Origin of the sequence: Pseudomonas sp. MBLB4123, from assembly GCF_051904775.1 — a bacterium.
Lineage (GTDB): Bacteria > Pseudomonadota > Gammaproteobacteria > Pseudomonadales > Pseudomonadaceae > Aquipseudomonas > Aquipseudomonas benzenivorans_B.
The window spans coordinates 3911857-3930470 of record NZ_CP196711.1; the positions used below are offsets into that span (position 1 = coordinate 3911857).

At 68.1% G+C, this 18614-nt stretch carries 15 protein-coding genes and 2 pseudogenes; 12 read left to right on the forward strand and 5 right to left on the reverse strand.

The window, feature by feature from the left end:
* Nucleotides 1-79: 79 nt before the first annotated feature.
* On the reverse strand, nt 80-1795 hold the full coding sequence (locus ACSX1C_RS17985) for a ShlB/FhaC/HecB family hemolysin secretion/activation protein (protein WP_439887293.1): 1716 nt from the start codon (nt 1793-1795) through the stop codon (nt 80-82).
* A 321-nt stretch (nt 1796-2116) separates the two neighbouring features.
* On the opposite strand from ACSX1C_RS17985, the gene ACSX1C_RS17990 reads away from it, so the two are divergent.
* From ACSX1C_RS17990 to ACSX1C_RS18020, 7 genes are all read left to right on the forward strand, one after another.
* Nucleotides 2117-3895: an acyl-CoA dehydrogenase C-terminal domain-containing protein gene (locus ACSX1C_RS17990; RefSeq protein ID WP_439887294.1), complete on the forward strand. Its 1779-nt coding sequence runs from the start codon at nt 2117-2119 to the stop codon at nt 3893-3895.
* A 285-nt stretch (nt 3896-4180) separates the two neighbouring features.
* Nucleotides 4181-5494 (forward strand): flavin-containing monooxygenase, encoded by a 1314-nt coding sequence (locus tag ACSX1C_RS17995; protein WP_439887295.1) that lies wholly within the window; start codon nt 4181-4183, stop codon nt 5492-5494.
* Between the two features lie 30 nt (nt 5495-5524).
* On the forward strand, nt 5525-5947 hold the full coding sequence (locus tag ACSX1C_RS18000; RefSeq protein WP_439887296.1) for a RidA family protein: 423 nt from the start codon (nt 5525-5527) through the stop codon (nt 5945-5947).
* Between the two features lie 10 nt (nt 5948-5957).
* Nucleotides 5958-6632 (forward strand): DUF1028 domain-containing protein, encoded by a 675-nt coding sequence (locus ACSX1C_RS18005; RefSeq protein WP_439887297.1) that lies wholly within the window; start codon nt 5958-5960, stop codon nt 6630-6632.
* On the forward strand, nt 6625-7782 hold the full coding sequence (argE, locus tag ACSX1C_RS18010) for an acetylornithine deacetylase (RefSeq protein ID WP_439887298.1): 1158 nt from the start codon (nt 6625-6627) through the stop codon (nt 7780-7782). Before ACSX1C_RS18005 ends, argE begins: the two co-directional genes overlap by 8 nt.
* Nucleotides 7783-8101: 319 nt before the next feature.
* A complete protein-coding gene (locus ACSX1C_RS18015) occupies nt 8102-8731 on the forward strand; it encodes a LysE family translocator (protein WP_439887299.1) in 630 nt (209 codons plus the stop codon).
* A 160-nt stretch (nt 8732-8891) separates the two neighbouring features.
* On the forward strand, nt 8892-9395 hold the full coding sequence (locus ACSX1C_RS18020; protein ID WP_439887300.1) for a hypothetical protein: 504 nt from the start codon (nt 8892-8894) through the stop codon (nt 9393-9395).
* A gap of 90 nt (nt 9396-9485) precedes the next feature.
* Here ACSX1C_RS18020 and ACSX1C_RS18025 read toward each other — a convergent pair.
* A pseudogene (locus ACSX1C_RS18025) lies at nt 9486-9661 on the reverse strand (IS5/IS1182 family transposase); the annotation flags it as partial.
* A gap of 327 nt (nt 9662-9988) precedes the next feature.
* Between ACSX1C_RS18025 and ACSX1C_RS18030 the strand changes: the two are divergent.
* Together ACSX1C_RS18030 and ACSX1C_RS18035 are read left to right on the forward strand one after the other, a co-directional pair.
* A complete protein-coding gene (locus ACSX1C_RS18030; protein WP_439887301.1) occupies nt 9989-10918 on the forward strand; it encodes a malate dehydrogenase in 930 nt (309 codons plus the stop codon).
* A gap of 19 nt (nt 10919-10937) precedes the next feature.
* Nucleotides 10938-11003 (forward strand): annotated as a pseudogene (locus ACSX1C_RS18035) (integrase); the annotation flags it as partial.
* A 243-nt stretch (nt 11004-11246) separates the two neighbouring features.
* Here the strand turns inward: ACSX1C_RS18035 and ACSX1C_RS18040 are convergent.
* Nucleotides 11247-12167: a LysR substrate-binding domain-containing protein gene (locus ACSX1C_RS18040; protein ID WP_439887302.1), complete on the reverse strand. Its 921-nt coding sequence runs from the start codon at nt 12165-12167 to the stop codon at nt 11247-11249.
* 198 nt (nt 12168-12365) lie between these two features.
* On the opposite strand from ACSX1C_RS18040, the gene ACSX1C_RS18045 reads away from it, so the two are divergent.
* Genes ACSX1C_RS18045 through ACSX1C_RS18055 form a run of 3 tightly spaced genes read left to right on the forward strand, consistent with a single transcriptional unit; the run spans nt 12366 to nt 16785 of the window.
* Nucleotides 12366-13859 carry an aldehyde dehydrogenase gene (locus ACSX1C_RS18045; RefSeq protein ID WP_439887303.1) on the forward strand — a complete coding sequence of 498 codons (1494 nt, stop codon included), beginning with the start codon at nt 12366-12368 and terminating at the stop codon, nt 13857-13859.
* 60 nt (nt 13860-13919) lie between these two features.
* Nucleotides 13920-15344 carry an APC family permease gene (locus ACSX1C_RS18050; RefSeq protein WP_439887304.1) on the forward strand — a complete coding sequence of 475 codons (1425 nt, stop codon included), beginning with the start codon at nt 13920-13922 and terminating at the stop codon, nt 15342-15344.
* 58 nt (nt 15345-15402) lie between these two features.
* Nucleotides 15403-16785 carry an aspartate aminotransferase family protein gene (locus tag ACSX1C_RS18055; RefSeq protein WP_439887305.1) on the forward strand — a complete coding sequence of 461 codons (1383 nt, stop codon included), beginning with the start codon at nt 15403-15405 and terminating at the stop codon, nt 16783-16785.
* A 291-nt stretch (nt 16786-17076) separates the two neighbouring features.
* Here the strand turns inward: ACSX1C_RS18055 and ACSX1C_RS18060 are convergent, their stop codons facing one another.
* Together ACSX1C_RS18060 and ACSX1C_RS18065 are read right to left on the reverse strand one after the other, a co-directional pair.
* A complete protein-coding gene (locus tag ACSX1C_RS18060; RefSeq protein ID WP_439887306.1) occupies nt 17077-17964 on the reverse strand; it encodes an alpha/beta hydrolase family protein in 888 nt (295 codons plus the stop codon).
* On the reverse strand, nt 17961-18587 hold the full coding sequence (locus ACSX1C_RS18065) for a TetR/AcrR family transcriptional regulator (protein ID WP_439887307.1): 627 nt from the start codon (nt 18585-18587) through the stop codon (nt 17961-17963). The genes ACSX1C_RS18060 and ACSX1C_RS18065 overlap by 4 nt, the downstream gene beginning before the upstream one ends.
* Between the last annotated feature and the right edge of the window lie 27 nt (nt 18588-18614).

Below are 18614 nucleotides of genomic sequence, written 5' to 3' on the forward strand. Positions count from 1 at the left end.
TGTAGAGAGGGATAAGGAGTGCGCGTTGTCGTGGGCCGCAGGCGTCGCGCGTCGACCGGCGGCTCTGTTGGTCGATGGGCTAGAGCGACAGGCTCAGGCGCATCAGCCAGATCTCCGGTTCATGAATGAAGGTTCGCGGGCTGTGCAGGCTGCGTTGGTAGTCCAGATCCAATTGCAGGGCCCGCCAGTTCAGGCTCAGGCCCGTACTGGCGCCGGCCAGCCGCTGGGCTGCGCTGCCGTGGTCGGCCTTGACCCAGCCACCATCCAGGCCCAGGCGCGGTGTCAGCAGCAGGCCGTGCTCGAGCTGCTGTGGCAGCCGCAGGGTGTTGCGCCAGATCGCCGCGCTGGCGCCGGACGCGGCGTTGCGACGAAAGCCCCGTACCGCCGAGTCGTCGCTGGCCAGCACCTGCTCGATGGCCGGCAGCGGGTCGGGGCTGTACTGCAGCGACAACTGGCTGTGCCATTGCCAGGGCTGGGCGCCGAACAGGCCGTTGCGCCATTGCCCGAGACCGGCGCGCCACTTGCGAAACTGCGGCCGAGGCAGGTCGTCGAACCGGCGCTCGTCGTCGCGGTCGGCGTCGAACCAGGTCAGCCCCTGGGCGTATCCCAGGTCGAAACTCCAGGTGGCGCTGTCCAGCCAGAACAGGCTGATGCCGGCCTCGGCCACGGTCAGGGTCGGGCTCTGGATCTCCAGGCGCTGGTTGAGGAACAGGCTCTCGACGCGTTTGTGCGCCAGCTGCAGGTTGCCGCTCAGTTGATGGCGCTGGCCGCGCCACAGCACGCGGTCCAGGCGCAGGCTGAGCTGGTCGGTGCGGCCCTCGCTGTCGACGGTCCGCTGGCTCAGGCGCACCGGCGCCCAGTACTCGGCGCGGCTGGCGAACAGGGCCAGGCTCCAGTAGCCGTAGGGCACGCCGTAGTAGAGGCTCTGGCTGCGGCTGAAGCGGGCGTCGCCGTTGAGCGTGTCGCTCAGGCTCAGGTTGAGGTAATCGTTGAGCCCCAGCGGGCTGTCCAGGCCCAGGCTGAGTCTGCCCCGATCGCGCCCGGTACTGGCGCTGCCGAGGTTGTCCAGGCCCAGCTCCAGGCCCCAGCGCTTCACCAGGGCGCGGGGGCGGATGATGATCCGCGAGCCGCCGGGCAGGCTGCCGGGGGCGATGTCGGCCGTCAGGTCGAAGGCGCGCAGGCGATTGAGCTGGTCCAGGCCCTGTTCCAGGTCGCGCAGGTTCAGCGGCTTGCCGAGCATGCCGGGGAAGGCCCCGCGCAATGACAGGGGCAGGCTCTGGTCGGCCAGTTCGATGGACTCGACGAACCCTTCCTCGATCAGAATGTCCAGCGACTGACCGGCGGCGGGCGGGCTGCTCAGGTAGGGGCGGCTGGCGATGTAGCCGGCTTCGACGTAGAGGCGGGTGATGGTCCCGAGCAGTCGATTGATCTGGTTCACGCCCATGCAGGGGGCGATCAGTGGCCGCAGCCGAGCCTGCAGGGTGGCGTTGTCGAGCAGGGTCACGCCGCCGATGCGGGTGCCGCGCAACGGCCAGCACTGGTCGTCCCGGGCCGGCGTGACGGGCTCGATGGTCTCGGCGGCGCTGCCGAATGCTCCGCGTTCGAGCTGGCGCTGACGTTGCTCCAGCTGCAGTTGTTGCAGATCGCGCTGCTGTTGCTGCTGTTGACGCAGATTCTCGGTCGTCGGGGCCTGCGGTTGTGCGGCCTGCAGCGGGGCGCCGAGGGACAGACCGAGGCAGGCCGCCAGCAGCGCTGGGCGCGAGCGGCAGAGTGGCCGGCAGAGAAATGGCCGCATGCGAACTTCCTTGTCGTGGCGCTTGGGTCACCATGGGACGGGTCGGTCGGATGGTCGCCTGGTATAGACCAAGTGCGCCCCTGACTTAAGTTGAGTCCGGGCAAGCGGGTTGCGGGTAATGTGAACGGGGGCAAAGTTGTGTGGGCGCGAGACGGCTCGGTGCGCCGGTGCCGAGAGACGGCCTGGGCGGGGCTGGCGCAGGGATATGATGGGACTGTGTGTGAATGATTGGTCACCACGTGACCCTATGTATCACTTTTGTTGCTGGGGTAAACTCCGAGGCCTGATTCAAGCCCGTTGGTTCGTTCGAGGATTGCCCCCATGGCTGACTACCAAGCTCCCCTGCGCGACATGCGCTTCGTGCTCAACGAAGTGTTCGAAGTTTCCAAGCTATGGGCCGAGCTGCCGGCCCTGGCCGAAGTGGTGGACGAAGACACCGCCAATGCCATCCTCGAGGAAGCCGGCAAGGTCACCGCCGGGGTGATCGCACCGCTGAACCGCAGCGGCGACGAGGAAGGCTGCAGCTGGGACAACGGTGCGGTGAAGACCCCGGCCGGCTTCCCCGAGGCCTACCAGACCTACGCCGAAGGCGGCTGGGTCGGCGTCGGCGGCGATCCGCGCTTCGGCGGCATGGGCATGCCCAAGGTGATCTCGGCCCAGGTCGAGGAGATGGTCAACTCGGCCAACCTGTCCTTCGGCCTCTATCCGATGCTGACGGCCGGCGCCTGCCTGTCGCTCAACGCCCACGCCAGCGAAGAACTCAAGGACAAGTACCTGCCGCAGATGTACGCCGGCACCTGGGCGGGTTCCATGTGTCTGACCGAGCCGCACGCCGGCACCGACCTGGGCATCATCCGCACCAAGGCCGAGCCCCAGGCCGACGGCAGCTACAAGATCAGCGGCACCAAGATCTTCATCACCGGCGGCGAGCACGACCTGACCGAGAACATCATCCACCTGGTGCTGGCCAAGTTGCCGGACGCCCCGGCCGGGCCCAAGGGCATCTCGCTGTTCCTGGTGCCCAAGTTCATGGTGGGCGCCGACGGCAGCCTGGGCGAGCACAACAGCCTGTCCTGCGGCTCCATCGAGCACAAGATGGGCATCAAGGCTTCCAGCACCTGCGTGATGAACTTCGACGGCGCCACCGGCTGGATAGTCGATGCGCCGAACAAGGGCCTGGCGGCCATGTTCACCATGATGAACTACGAGCGCCTGGGCGTCGGCATCCAGGGCCTGGCCACCGGCGAGCGTTCCTACCAGAGCGCCATCGAGTACGCCCGCGAGCGCATCCAGAGCCGCGCGCCGACCGGCCCCCAGGCCAAGGACAAGGCCGCCGACCCGATCATCGTCCACCCGGACGTACGGCGCATGCTGCTGACCATGAAGGCGCTGAACGAGGGCGGTCGCGCCTTCTCCAGCTACGTGGCCCTGCAACTGGACACCGCCAAGTTCAGTGAAGACCCGGCCACGCGCAAGCGCGCCGAGGAGCTGGTGGCGCTGCTGACCCCGGTGGCCAAGGCCTTCCTCACCGACATGGGCCTGGAAACCACCCTCCACGGCCAGCAGGTGTTCGGCGGCCACGGTTTCATCCGCGAGTGGGGCCAGGAGCAGCTGGTGCGCGACTGCCGCATCACCCAGATCTACGAGGGCACCAACGGCATCCAGGCCCTGGACCTGGTCGGGCGCAAGGTGATCGGCAGCGGCGGCGCCTTCTACAAGCACTTCGCCGAAGAGGTCAAGGCTTTCACCGATTCGGCCGACAGCAGCCTGGCCGAGTTCACCGAGCCGCTGAAGGCCGCCATCGCCAACCTGGAGCAGGTGACCGCCGACCTGCTGGAGCGGGCCAAGGCCGACCCCAACGAGATCGGCGCCGCCTCGGTCGAGTACCTGCACGTGTTCGGCTACACCGCCTACGCCTACATGTGGGCCCTGATGGCCCGGGCCGCCCTGGGCAAGGAAGGCCAGGACGACTTCTACGCCAGCAAGCTGGGGACCGCGCGCTTCTACTTCGCGCGCATCCTGCCGCGCATCCACTCGCTGACCGCCTCGGTCAAGGCCGGCAGCGAGAGCCTGTACCTGCTGGACGCATCGCAGTTCTAAGCGGTCTTCGGCAACAAGAAAGCCCCGGCCCCGTGCCGGGGCTTTTTGGTTTTCCAGGCTCAGCGCCCGACGCGCCGTCGGCGAAGCTCGTTTAATCATCCCCCCTGAAACTAAAAAACCTATAGCCACTGTGTTCTGCCCCGCAGGCCCCGGGCTTGTGGCACGGGCAGCTTTTTCCTCGCCAGCGACGACAAAAATCATAATTTCGCGAATCCCCGGGCCTGACCAGAATGCGGCCAACACCCACAGACAGCCGCAACCGATCAGGATCAGAGGAAGCAAGCCATGACCGATCTCAACCAAGCCTGGCCGCCGTGCGCCGGCCAGGCCCTGGAAACCCTGGAAATCGACACCCTGGTGGTCGGCGCCGGCCAGGCCGGCGTGGCCATTAGCGAGCACCTCAGTGCGCTCGGCGTGCCCCATCTGGTGCTGGAGAAGAACCGCATCGCCGAGGCCTGGCGCACGGGGCGCTGGGATTCGCTGGTGGCCAACGGTCCGGCCTGGCACGACCGCTTCCCGGGGCTGGAGTTCGACGACCTCGACGCCGATGCCTTCGCCTCCAAGGAGCGCGTGGCGGCCTATTTCGAGGCCTATGCCGAGAAGTTCGCCGCGCCCATTCGCACCGGCGTCGAGGTGAGGAGGGTGGTGCGCAATGCCGACCGCCCGGGCTTCACCATCGAGACCTCCCAGGGCGTGATCCGCGCCCAGCGGGTGGTCGCCGCCACCGGTCCCTTCCAGCGCCCGGTGATTCCGGCCATCGCACCGCAGGATGAGGGGCTGTACCAGATCCACTCCGCCACCTACTTCAACCCGCAGCAGCTGCCCGAGGGCGCGGTGCTGGTGGTGGGGGCCGGCTCCTCGGGCGTGCAGATCGCCGACGAGCTGATGCGGGCCGGGCGCCGGGTCTACCTCTCGGTCGGCCCCCACGACCGCCCGCCGCGCACCTACCGCGGCCGCGACTTCTGCTGGTGGCTGGGCGTGCTCGGCCTGTGGGACGCCGAGGAAGTGCAGCCGGGTCGGGAGCACGTGACCATCGCCGTCAGCGGCGCCCGCGGCGGCGAGACCATCGACTTCCGCCGCCTGGCGGGCGAGGGCATGACCCTGGTCGGCCTGACCCAGTCCTTCGACGGCGGCGTGGTGACCTTCCGCGACGACCTGGTCGGCAACCTGGCCGCGGGCGACGCGAACTACCTGGCCCTGCTGGATGCGGCCGACGCCTATGTCGCCCGCAACGGCCTGGACCTGCCGGAGGAGCCGGAGGCGCGCCGCCGCTACCCGGATGCCGAATGCGTGCGCGAGCCGATTCGCCAGTTGGACCTGGCCGAGGCCGGCATCCGCTCGATCATCTGGGCCACCGGCTATGCCGTGGACTTCGGCTGGCTGCAGGTCGACGCCTTCGACGCCCAGGGCAAGCCCCAGCACCAGCGCGGCGTGTCCCGCGAGCCGGGGGTGTACTTCCTCGGTCTGCCCTGGCTGTCGCGCCGCGGCTCCTCGTTCATCTGGGGCGTGTGGCACGACGCCAAGCACATCGCCGGGCATATCGCCACCCAGCGCAGCTACCTCGCCTACCGCGATGTCACGCAGCGCCAGAACGCCTGACTCCACCCACAGATTGAAGGACGCACAGCCATGCCGACCCATACCCGCATCCGCATGTTCAACACCCAAGACACCTATCCCAACCAGAGCCTGGACAACGACCTGTGCCAGGCCGTGCGCGCCGGCAACACCGTCTATGTACGCGGCCAGGTGGGCACCGACTTCGAAGGCCGCCTGGTCGGCCTGGGCGATGCCCGGGCCCAGGCCGAGCAGGCCATGAAGAACGTCAAGCAACTGCTGGAGGAGGCCGGCAGCGACCTCAGCCATATCGTCAAGACCACCACCTACCTGATCGACCCGCGCTACCGCGAGGCGGTCTACCAGGAGGTCGGCAAATGGCTCAAGGGCGTGTTCCCCATCTCCACCGGCCTGGTGGTGAGCGCCCTGGGCCAACCGCAGTGGCTGATGGAGATCGACGTGATCGCCGTCATTCCCGACGACTGGCAACGGTGAGGCGCGCGCCATGACCTTCTCCATCGTCGGCCGCTGCGCCGAAACCGGCCAGCTGGGCATCGCCATCAGCTCCTCGAGCATCGCCGTGGGCGCGCGCTGTCCCTGGCTGCGCGCCGGGGTCGGCGCGGTGGCCAGCCAGAACATCACCCTGCCGGCCCTCGGCCCGCAGATCCTCGATGCGCTGGAGAGCGGCCTGGAGCCGGCCGCGGCCCTGGACCAGGCGCTGACCCGCAACGGCTACAGCCAGTATCGCCAGGTGGCGCTGCTCGACAGCCAGGGCCGCAGCGCCGTGTTCACCGGCAGCCAGGCCCTGGGCGTGCACAACGCCCAGGCCGGCGAGCAGTGCGTGGCCGCCGGCAACCTGCTGGCCGACCGCGGGGTGGTCGAGGCCATGGTGCACGCCTTCGAACAGGGCTCCGGGCCGCTGGCCGAGCGCCTGCTGGCCGCCCTGCAGGCGGCCATGGCCGCCGGCGGCGAGGCCGGCCCGGTGCACTCGGCGGCGCTGCAGGTGGTCGACGACCTGACCTGGCCGCTGGTCGACCTGCGGGTGGACTGGGCCGAGCAGGACCCCATCGGCGAGCTGGAGCGGCTGTGGCGCGCCTACCGGCCGCAGATGCGCGACTACGTGACCCGCGCCCTGGACCCGACCCGCGCGCCGAGCTACGGGGTGCCCGGGGATGAGTGAGATGAGCAGCCGCGAGCTGCTGGCCGAGCTGGTGGCCTTTCCCACGGTCAGCCGCGACTCCAACCTGGCGCTGATCGCCTTCATCCGCGCCTACCTCGAGGGCCTGGGGCTGACCTGCGAGCTGGACTACAACGCCGAGCGCAGCAAGGCCAACCTCTATGCCCGCCTCGGCCCGGAGGGCCCGGGCGGGGTGATGCTGTCCGGGCACAGCGACGTGGTGCCGGTGGACGGCCAGGCCTGGACGGTCGAGCCGTTCCGCCTGAGCGAGCGCGACGGCCGCCTGTACGGCCGCGGCACGGCGGACATGAAGGGCTTCATCGCCTGCGTGCTGGCCAGCCTGCCGCGTTTTCTCGCCCGGCCGTTGCGCCGGCCGCTGCATCTGGCCATCTCCTACGACGAGGAGGTCGGCTGCCTGGGCGTGCGCAGCCTGGTCGCGACGCTGGCCGCGCGGCCGGACAAGCCGGCGTTGTGCCTGATCGGCGAGCCCACCGAACTGCGCCCCGTGCTCGGCCACAAGGGCAAGCTGGCCATGCGCTGCCAGGTGCGCGGCGCCGCCTGCCATTCGGCCTACGCCCCCCTGGGGGTCAACGCCATCGAGTACGCCGCGCGGCTGATCGGCAAGCTGGGCGAGATCGGCCAGCACCTGGCCGCCCCCGAGCGTCAGGATGCGCGCTTCGACCCGCCGTTCTCGACCGTGCAGACCGGGCTGATCCAGGGCGGCCGGGCGCTGAACATAGTGCCGGCCGACTGCCAGTTCGACTTCGAGGTGCGCGCCCTGCCGGCGGACGATCCGCAGCAGGTCGCCGACGCGCTGCGCGACTACGCCGAGACCGAGTTGCTGCCGCAGATGCGCGCGCGCAGCGACGCCAGCGCCATCGACCTGCAGCCGCTGTCCGCCTACCCGGGCCTGGCCACCGCGCCGGACGGCGAGGCGGCCGAGCTGCTGGCGCTGCTCAGCGGCCGCCGCGACTTCGGCACCGTGGCCTTCGGCACCGAGGGCGGGCTGTTCGCCGAGGCCGGCATCCCCACGGTGGTCTGCGGCCCCGGCAACATGGAACAGGGCCACAAGCCGGACGAGTTCGTCACTCAGGCCCAGCTGGATGGCTGCGATGCCATGCTGGTGCGGCTGGCCGAGTGGTTGCAGCGCTGAACCCCTGTCACCCTTTGGCCCGCCCCCGGCTTTACGGCTAGGGTGCGGGTACTTTTTTACACCGTGGGCGTTTCGGCGCTGGCCAGGCGCGACAGGCAGGCAAGGGGTATGCCGCCTATGGCGCTACGCAAATAGGCGTAGGGTGGAAAACCGCAAAGCGTTTTCCACCGCTTTCGGCCAGGAGGATTGTGTACAGGCGGCAAAGTGTGCCGACGTAAAACAACCCAGCTGTAGCGGGCCCAAGATCCGCTCGATTGGCTACTGTCGAATTCGACGCACAGCCACGGTGGCTGGCGGTGAGCGACGGGAGCACAGGACGATGCCGGAAGCGCACACACTGGGGCTGTTCGTTGGCGCGGTGACCCTGCTGTTGCTGGTGCCGGGGCCCAACATGTTGTTCGTCATGAGCCACGGCATGCACTACGGCTGGCGTGGCGGAGTGGCGGCCGCGTTGGGCATCGCCCTGGCGGACCTGATCCTCACGCTGCTCACCGCCGCAGGGGTGACCGGAATGGTGGCGGCCTGGCCGCCATCCTTCGACCTGATCCGCTACTGTGGCGCCGCCTACCTGTTATGGATGGCCTACCGGGCCCTGCGTAGCGAGGGTTCGGGGGCAGGGCAGGCCAGTGACCGGACGCCTCTGCAGGCGGTGATGCTGCGCGCCATGCTCAACAGCCTGCTCAATCCCAAGGCGCTGCTGTTCTTCATCCTGTTCCTCCCGCAGTTCGTGGTCCCGGCAAACGGAGCGCTGGCCGCACAACTCCTGTTGCTGGGCGGTCTGTTGACGCTGCTGGCCCTGCTCTTTCACCTGGCCCTGGGTCTGCTCGGCGGCACCTTCGGCCGCGCCCTCGGCGGTTGGCGTCGGGCCCGGAGCCTGCAGCGTTGGGGGCTGGCGGGCGTCCTCGGCGGCTTGGCGCTGCGCCTGCTGGTGATGCCGCGCCCCGGCTGAGCAGCGCGCCCCGGCCGTGTCAGGCCGGAGCCACTGACATTTGCGGCGATCCTCACCGCCACCACTTTCTTGCCGTCGTAGCAGGGTAGCCTGGATACAATGGGCGCCCGATCATCCCGGGCCATTGAATATGGCCGCACCGGACAAGGAACCCGCCGCCATGGCCTCCCCAGATAAACAGCAAAAACGCGCCCAGCGGGCCAAAGCCAAGGCCAGGCAGAACCGTTCGGGCAAGTCCAAGGCCAAGGCCAGTGTCGTACATCCGCTGCTGGCCAATCCGCTGATCGACGAGCCGTTCGATGATGTCGAAATCGACCTGAGCACCTTCGACTTCAAAGACATCGAAGAGAACGGTTTCGACCCGGCGGACTTCGACGACCTGTTCCGGGCGATGAAAGTCGGCGAAGGCATCAGCCTGCTGGCGATGTGCCTGGTGTTCCTGCAATACCCGGTGTTGGAACTGGTGGTCGCCGAGGAAGAGGAGGACGCGGCGATCGACTTCATGATGGGCCTGCTGATCACCTACCGCGGGATCTTCCACGATGAAGACGAAGACACGGCAGTGGAATGGATAGGCGGCGACGCCTTCCAGACTGCCTACAACGAAGCGTCGATGATCCTGCAGAAGAAGAACGCGCGCGGCACCCCAGGCGCCCGCGCTTAAACCAGGGAAAGGGGGCAGACCCGACTCAGGAGAGGGCGATCTGCCCCCTGTCGCTATCGGGCTTGAGTTCTTGATAGCCATCAACAGCTAGGCCGGCCTGCCGGTTTCGCCTGGGACGACACCGTCGAAACCCGGCTGGCCAAGGTCGAGTTCATCGACGAACACATCGACCACAGGCACCGGGTTGGTGTCCGCCACGAGTCATCCTGGCTCTCGGGAAGCCGCGCGCCTTGGCCTCGCTGCTCTCCCTGGATAAAGCGCTTCATGGGCGCCCCCCGCGGATCTCGAATCCATCAAATCACGGCAAGGGCGATGCCGAGGTTTTTACACGGCCCGGCCCCGAAGAAGACCATGGTCCAAGGCCTCGCGGAGGCTATCGAAGCCCTGGGCGCCGTCCTGAACGAAGACGAAAATGAGCAGCGGGCGAAGACAGAAACCGCCAGCATCAAGGGCATCGGGAGTCGAACGAAGCCGCTCAGGCACAGGCAGAGAATAACTACAGACCACCTTCGGGTGGCCTTTTTGCTTTAGCGGGCAATACTTCTCTTTATAAGTTGTCGCGGGGCTGGTGGCGTGCCCGCGGGGAGGTGCTAGTGAACAAGCTATCAATTGTGGGTGCCGGCATGGTGGGTGAGGCGGCGGCTCAGATCATCGCCCGGGAAGAGTTCTGCCGTGAGTTGACGTTGATTGATGTGCAGGGTGAGTTGGCCCAGGGCAAGGCGCTGGACGTCTGGCAGGCGGCAGTTGAGTCAGGCTCCGATACCCGGGTGTACGGCGGGGCCAATGCCGAATTGCTGCAGGATTCTGATCTGGTGGTGATCACGGCGGGTGTGCCGCGCAAGCCCGGTCAGTCGCGTCAGGATGTATTGAGCACCAACCTGCCAATTCTCGATGGCATCATGCTGAATGTTAAGCGGCATGCTCCGGCGGCCACCGTGCTGGTGGTGTCGAACCCGGTCGACGTGCTGACCTATCGGGCCTGGTCTCTCAGCGGGCTGGGACGCGACAAGGTGTTCGGGCAGGCGGGAGTGCTGGATACAGCGCGCATGAAGACTTTCATCGCCGAGGCGACGGGGTTTTCGGCTCGGGATATCACGGCGCTGGTGCTGGGCGGGCATGGCGATAGCATGGTGCCGCTGATGCGCTACTGCACGGTCGGTTCGGTGCCGCTGTCCCACTTCCTGTCCAGTCAGCAGATAGAGCAAATTGTGCAGCGCACCCGCCAGGGTGGCGGCGAGATTCTGGGTTTGAAGAAGCTGGGGAGCGCCTGCGATGCGCCGGGCGTGGCCATTGCGCAGATGGTGGATGCTATCGCCAATGGGCGAAACCGCATTCTGCCGGCGGTCGCGATTCTCGAGGGCGAGTACGGGCGAACAGGCATTGCCATGGGCGTCCCCTGCGTGTTGGCAGAGGAGGGGGTGGCGCGGGTGATCGAGTTGCCTCTGGATGCGCAGGAGCAGGCGATGTTCGACCGCTCTGCAGATCAGGTGGTGCGTGATATTGCTGAAATGAATGCCTTGTGAACGTGGGCGCAAGGGGGGAGCCACTCGGCAATACGCTCGAATCGTCAAAGCCTGGGTAACAGCCATTGGCCTCGATCCGGCCATGTGATGAGTCCGATCAGGCGACAACTATCCTGACACCGGGGGAGCCCCTGGGTAGTGAAGATCGGGATCAACTCTCTCTATCGCCCTTAGAACAGGGCTTTTTCCAGCTATGTAGGGTGGACAACCTCTAGTTGGCCACCGGCAGCTTTGGGGGCATTTCCGCCAGTCTCCGAGGGCAGCCCGCTCGGGCGGAACGGCTTTGCACGGGCGCGATGGCGAAAGCGGAACGGCTTGACCCCAGCGCCTATGCCCCGCCCGCGCCTGCCGGTGCCAGCTGCTCCTTGCAGAACTCGACGAACAGCTGCGCCGGCTTGGTCAGCTGGGCGCGTTTGAGCCAGGCGGCCACCAGGCCGGAGCCGGTGACCTCTTCGGCGACTTCCACCGCCACCACCTTCTTGCCGTCATAGGTGCATTCCGAGTGCGGGCGGGTCACCAGCAGGGAGAAGCCGAAGCCCTGGCCGACCATGCCGCGCACCATCTCGATGGACGGCGAGCTGAAGACGATGTTCGGCGTCAGGCCCAGCTCCTCGAACAGGCTGACGAAGTAGGTGCGACTCGGCTGCACGTCGAGCAGGATCATCGGCTCCAGGCACAGGTCGCGCAGCGACACCTGGGCCTGGCCGGTGAAGCGATGGCCCTCGGGCAGCAGGGCATAGGGCTTGGCCGGCGTCATCAGCGGCTCGCACTCGATGGTGCCGTCGAGGTCGTGGGCGTAGAGGATCGCCAGGTCGAAGCGCCCGGCGGTCAGGCCCTGCACCAGTTCCTGCTGCTCGCCGTCGCGCAGGCGGATCTCCACCCCGGGGTAGAGCGCGTTGAAGCCGGCGATCAGCCGCGGCAGGTAGAGCGGCGCCACCGTTTCAAAACAGCCGATATCGATCTGCCCGGCCACCACGTCGTTGTCCGCCAGGGCGTTCTGCTCGAACTCGTGGGCCATGCGCAACAGCTCCTGCGCCTTGCGGTAGAAGCGTGCGCCGCCGGGGGTTAGCGAAACCCCTTGTGCGTGGTGGCGGATAAACAGCTGCACGCCGAAGCTCTCCTCCAGGCCCTTGATCGCCGTGGAAATCGACGGCTGGGCGATGTACAGCTTGCGCGAGGCCTCGGCCACGCTGCCGCACTCCACCGTGGTCACGAAATACTTGAGCTGGCGCAGGGTATAGGTCGCCATGGCTACCTCTGGTCGCGGCTCTGCAAAGCCGTCTTGTCATGGAATCCGAGGCCCCAACATACCCCAGGCCGGCTGTGGGGCTGCCCAGTTTTTTCATGGCCTGCGAGCATATATTTACTAATTTTCCTGAGCCCGATGCTGGGCCACCATCGACCTCGACCACCACTGAGACCGCCGCGTCGGTCGGGACGAGGAACGATGTTGCAACTGAGCGACTGGCAGCAGCGGGCTGCCCAACAAGGCTTTATCACCCAGGCACTGATCGACGGCCAGCTGCGCCCGGCGGCCTCCGGCGTCACCTTCGTCGCGATCGATCCGGCCACCAACCGGCGCCTGGCCGAGGTGGCGGCCTGTGGCGAGCTCGAAATCGACGCCGCGGTGCGCAGCGCCCGCCGCGCCTTCGAGCAGGGCCCCTGGCCGCGCATGGCGCCGCGCGAGCGCAAGGCGGTGCTGCTGCGCCTGGCCGAACTGATCCTGGCCCACCGCGAGGAGCTGGCCCTGCTCGACTCGCTGAACATGGGCAAGCCGGTGCGCGACGCCTACGACCTCGACGTGCCCGGCGCGGCCCAGGTGTTCGCCTGGTACGCCGAGAGCCTGGACAAGCTCTACGACCAGGTGGCGCCCACCGCCGACAGCGCCCTGGCCACCATCCGCCGCGAGCCCCTGGGGGTGATCGGCGCGGTGGTGCCCTGGAACTTTCCCCTGGACCTGGCCGCCTGGAAGCTGGCGCCGGCCCTGGCGGCCGGCAACTCGGTGGTGCTCAAGCCCGCCGAGCAGTCGCCGTTCTCCGCCCTGCGCCTGGGCCAGCTGGCCCTGGAGGCCGGCCTGCCGGCCGGGGTGCTGAACGTGGTGCCGGGCCTGGGCGAGACCGCCGGCAAGGCCCTGGGCCTGCACACGGACGTCGACTGCCTGGCCTTCACCGGCTCCACCGAGGTGGGCAAGCACTTTATGGCCTACGCCGCTCAATCAAACTTGAAGCAGGTGTGGCTGGAGTGTGGCGGCAAGAGCCCCAACCTGGTGTTCGCCGACTGCCAGGACCTGGACCTGGCGGCGGAGAAGGCCGCCTTCGCCATCTTCTTCAACCAGGGCGAGGTCTGCTCGGCCAACTCGCGGCTGCTGGTCGAGCGCTCGATCCACGATGAGTTCGTCGAGCGCCTGCTGGCCAAGGCCCGCGACTGGCAGCCGGGCGACCCGCTGGACCCGGCCAGCGCCATGGGCGCCATAGTCGAGGCGCGGCAGAGCGAACGCATCATGGCCTGCATCGACCAGGCCCAGGGCGAGGGCGCGCGCCTGGCCTGCGGCGGCCGGCGGGTGTCGATCAACGGCTCGGACAACTTCATCCAGCCGACCATCTTCACCGGCGTGCGCGCGGACATGCGCCTGGCCCGCGAGGAGGTGTTCGGCCCGGTGCTGGCGGTCAGCGCCTTCGACAGCGAGGAGGAGGCCGTGCGCCTGGCCAACGACAGCGTCTACGGCCTGGCCGCCTCGCTGTGGAGCGACGACCTCAACCGCGCCCACCGCGTGGCCCGCCGCCTGCGGGTCGGCACCGTATCGGTCAACACGGTGGACGCCCTCGACGTCTGCGTGCCGTTCGGCGGCTGCCGGCAGTCCGGCTTCGGCCGCGACCTGTCGCTGCAGGCCTTCGACAAGTACAGCCACCTGAAAACCACCTGGGTCCAGCTGCGCGGCTGAGTCGCGCGGGCCCTTCACGTTCCCCCTGGCACAACAACAAGATCGCAGGAGAACTCCCCCATGTACGATCCCGATATCAGCCTCTCTCCACCGCTCGCCGAAGGCGCTCCGCTCGCCGCCCGGCGCAAACCCAGCCTGGGCCTGGGGGCCCTGCTCGCCGTGGCCATCGGCCTGGTGGTGTCCCAGGGCGTCATGGTGCTGATGCTGCAGGGCGCCGGCATCGCCGGCCTGGGCTTCCTCATCCCGCTGGCGCTGGCCTTCCTGCTGGCGCTGACCTATATCTGTTCCTTCTCCGAGCTGGCCCTGATGATCCCCCGCGCCGGCAGCCTGAGCAGCTACACCGAGGTGGCCCTGGGGCACTTCCCGGCGATCCTCGCCACCTTCTCCGGCTACGTGGTGGTGGCGATGTTCGCCCTGTCCGCCGAGCTGCTGCTGCTCGACCTGATCGTCGGCGAGGTCTATCCGGGGCTGCTGCCGCCGATGAGCGTGGCCTTCGGCGTGCTGGTCCTGTTCACCCTGCTCAACCTGCTGGGCATCGACATCTTCGCCCGCCTGCAGTCGGTGCTGGCCCTGGTGATGGTGGTGGTGCTGCTGACCCTGGGCCTGACCGCCATGACCGAGAGCGGCAGTCAGCCGGCGCTGACCCAGGCCCTGACCCACGACTGGAACCCGCTCGGTGCCGGGGTGCTGACCCTGGTGGCCCTGGCCATCTGGGGCTTCGTCGGCGCCGAGTTCGTCTGCCCGCTGGTGGAGGAGGCGCGCGAGCCGGAGCGCAGCATCCCCTGGTCGATGATGCTCGGCGCCGGGGTGATCTTCATCACCATCGCCCTGTATGCCATCGGCGCGCTGTTCTACGTGCCGCAGGACGAGCTGGCCGGCGCGGCGCTGCCGCACTACCTGTTCGCCACCGCCCTGCTCGGCGAGGGCGGCAAGGTCTTTCTGGTGATCGCCGCGACCGCCGCCACCTGCAGCACGCTGAACACCTCCCTGGCGGCGATCCCGCGCATGCTCTACGGCATGGCGGTCAACGGCCAGGCCTTCCCGCAGTTCAAGCGGCTCAGCCAGCGCACCAACACGCCCTGGGTGGCGGTGCTGTTCGTCGCCCTGATCACCGGCGCGCCGGTGCTGCTGATGGGCGACCGGCCGGACGCGATCAACCTGCTGCTGCTGGCCGCGGCGATCGCCTGGCTGCTGGCCTACATCATCTGCCACCTGGACGTGATCGCCCTGCGCCGGCGCTATCCCGAGCTGGCGCGGCCGTTCAAGACGCCCTTCTACCCGCTGCCGCAGCTGCTCGGCATCGCCGGCATGCTGGTGTCGATCTACTACGTGTCGCCGGCGCCGGAGATGACCGCGTCGATCTTCACCAGCGCCGGCGTGGTGCTGGGCCTGGTGGCGCTGATCGCGGTGCTGTGGATCAAGCTGGTGATGCGCAAGCCGCTGTTCACCCCGGAGCCGCTGGACCAGGTGCTGGCGCGCAAATGATTTCCCGCCGGGGCACGGCCCCGGCCTTCGATAACCCCAGACAGGCGAGGTCGCTGCCATGACAGTCTTGCAAACCCCCACCCGCTCCACCCGTGACTACCAGGAACTGGACGCGGCTCACCACATCCATGCCTTCGTCGATCAGAAGGCGCTGAATGCCGAAGGCCCGCGGGTGATCGTCCGTGGCGAGGGCCTGCACCTGTGGGACAGCGACGGCAAGCGCTACCTGGACGGCATGTCCGGCCTGTGGTGCACCAACCTCGGCTACGGTCGCCAGGACCTGGCCGCCGCGGCCAGCCGCCAGCTGGAGCAGTTGCCCTACTACAACATGTTCTTCCACACCACCCACCCGGCGGTGGTGGAGCTGTCCGAGCAGCTGTTCAGCCTGCTGCCCGGCCACTACAGCCACGCCGTGTACACCAACTCCGGCTCGGAGGCCAACGAGGTGCTGATCCGCACCGTGCGGCGCTACTGGCAGATCCTCGGCCAGCCGCAGAAGAAGGTGATGATCGGCCGCTGGAACGGCTACCACGGTTCCACCCTGGCCAGCACCGCCCTCGGCGGCATGGGCTTCATGCACGAGATGGGCGGTATGCTGCCGGACTTCGCCCATATCGACGAACCCTACTGGTACGTTGCCGGCGGCGAGTTGAGCCCGGCCGAGTTCGGTCGCCGCTGTGCCCTGCAGCTGGAGGCGAAGATCCTCGAGCTGGGCGCGGAGAACGTCGCCGCCTTCGTCGCCGAGCCGTTCCAGGGCGCCGGCGGCATGATCTTCCCGCCGCAGAGCTACTGGCCGGAGATCCAGCGCATCTGCCGCCAGTACGACGTGCTGCTGTGCGCCGACGAGGTGATCGGCGGTTTCGGTCGCACCGGCGAGTGGTTCGCCCACCAGCACTTCGGCTTTGAGCCCGACACCCTGTCGATCGCCAAGGGCCTGACCAGTGGCTACATCCCCATGGGCGGCCTGGTGCTGTCCAGGCGCATCGCCGAGGTGCTGGTGGAGCAGGGCGGGGTCTATGCCCACGGCCTGACCTATTCCGGCCACCCGGTGGCGGCGGCGGTGGCCATCGCCAACATCAAGGCGCTGCGCGACGAGGGCGTGGTCGAGCGGGTCAAGACGGACACCGGCCCCTACCTGCAGCAGTGCCTGCGCCAGGTGTTCGCCGATCATCCGCTGGTCGGCGAGATCCAGGGCACGGGGCTGGTCGCCGCCCTGCAGCTGGCCGAGGACAAGGCCAGCCGCCAGCGCTTCGCCAACGAGACGGACATCACCTGGCGCTGCCGCAGCATCGGCTTCGAGGAAGGGCTGATCATCCGCGCCACCGGCGGGCGGATGATCATGGCGCCGGCCCTGGTGGCGAGCCGCGACGAGCTCGACGAGCTGGTGGCCAAGACCAAGTTGGCGGTGGATCGCACCGCCATGGAGCTCGGCGTGCTCTAGGCCGCAGCCAGTATCCGCGGGGCCTGGCCGTGCTGTAAGCCTTGGCTTACAGCACGTGCCGCAGATCGCCACTATTGGGCCGGCGCGGCGCGGCGTAATCTGCACCCCATGGACGTCGCGCAGGAAGCGCAAATCAAATCACAGGGACACGCTGGATTGCCGCCAGGATGGCGCGCCGATCACGGATGTCAGGAAACAGTCTGCAAAAGGCCCCGCTCAAGCGGGGTTTTCTTTTTTTGGGCGCTCGCCCAGCCCCTCGGCCCTTGCCACGCAACGCTCGACGGTCTGTGCTCAGGCCGCCTGTTGCCGCGCCTGCAGCTCGGCGAACCAGTCCAGGGCCTCGTCCCACAACACCTGGGCGGCAGGGCGGAAGTAGCCCATATGGCCGATGGCGCCGAGGCGGCCGTCCTGCACCCGGATGTCCCGCGCCTGGTAGGGCGCGTTGCTGTAGGCCGCCATGAAGGCATCGCGCGAGCGCGGCGGCGCCCACAGGTCGTCCAGGGCGTTGGCCGCCACTATGGGCGTGTCGACCTCGGCGAAGCGCGCGGCCAGGTCCGGCATTTGCGGGTCCTCGAAGAAATAGCGCGGGTAGCCGCACCAGCGCTTCCACTTGCGGTACACCCCCATGGGCAGGTCCTCGCCCATACCCAGCTTGCTCCAGGCCAGGTAGCCCTTGTAACGGGTCATCAGCGGGCCGATCAGCCGCCACATGGCCAGCACCCGGACCTGCTCCAGCCTGGGCATCCAGCCGTGCCAGCCGGCGCCGGTGCCGAAGGTGTAGAAGCCGGCCACCCGCTCGTGGTTGGGCAGCAGGCCGAAGGCATGGCCACCGAAGGAGTGGCCGACCATGAACAGCGGCCGCTGCCCGTCGAGGTGCCGGTCGACGGCGGCGGCCAGGTCGAGATGGGCCCAGTCCAGGTAGTCCATCTCGAAGCCGCGCAGGCTGTCCGGCTTGGACTGGCCGACGCCGCGGTAGTCCAGGGTCAGGGTCTCGAAGCCGCGGCGGGCGGCGTGTTCGGCGAAGCGCCGGTAGAAACCCTGGGGCACGCCGGTGGCGCCGGCCACCAGCAGCTGCGCCACCGGCCGGGGGGCATGGTAGCGGGTGGCGCCCAGGGAATAGCCGTCACGGGCTGGCAGGCGCAGGCTCTCGCTGAGGATGCTCGGGCTGTCGGCGTTCATGCTGCATCTCCTCCCGGAGGTTGTTGTCGGGCCAGGTTGAACAGGGCGTCGGCGGCGCGCCTGAGCGGTTCGGTGCTGCCGGCCACGCGGGCCTGGAGCAGGCCGCCTTCGTACAGGGCGACGAACAGCGCGGCCAGGTTGTCGGCCTGCTCGCGCGCGTGGCCGTGCCGGTGCAGCTGCCGGGCCAGCGCCTGGCGCAGGGTGGCGAAGCAGTGCTCCAGGGCGGCGCGAATCTCGAGGTCTTCCGGGCCGCTTTCCAGGGCCACCGTGGCCAGCGGGCAGCCGCGCTCGAACTGGCTGTTCTGCAGTTGCTGCAGGGCGCCCTGCAGCCAGCTGTGCAGGGCCTGCAGCGGATCGGGCTGCTGGGCGAACAGGCGGGCGACGAACTCGTCGATGCGCCGGCCGATATGCTCGATGGCAGCCACCGCCAGTTCGCTCTTGCCACCCGGGAAGTGGTGGTACAGGCTGCCCTTGGGCGCACCGGCGGTCTTCAGCAGTTCGTTCAGGCCGACGCCATGCAGGCCCTTGCGTTGCAGGGCGTCGGCCATGGCCTGAATCAGTTTGTCACGGGTCGTGGTCTTGGTCATGGGGAATATATAGACCAGTCGGTCTAGCGGCGGCAAGAGGTTTCCTTATCATTCATCCGCTGT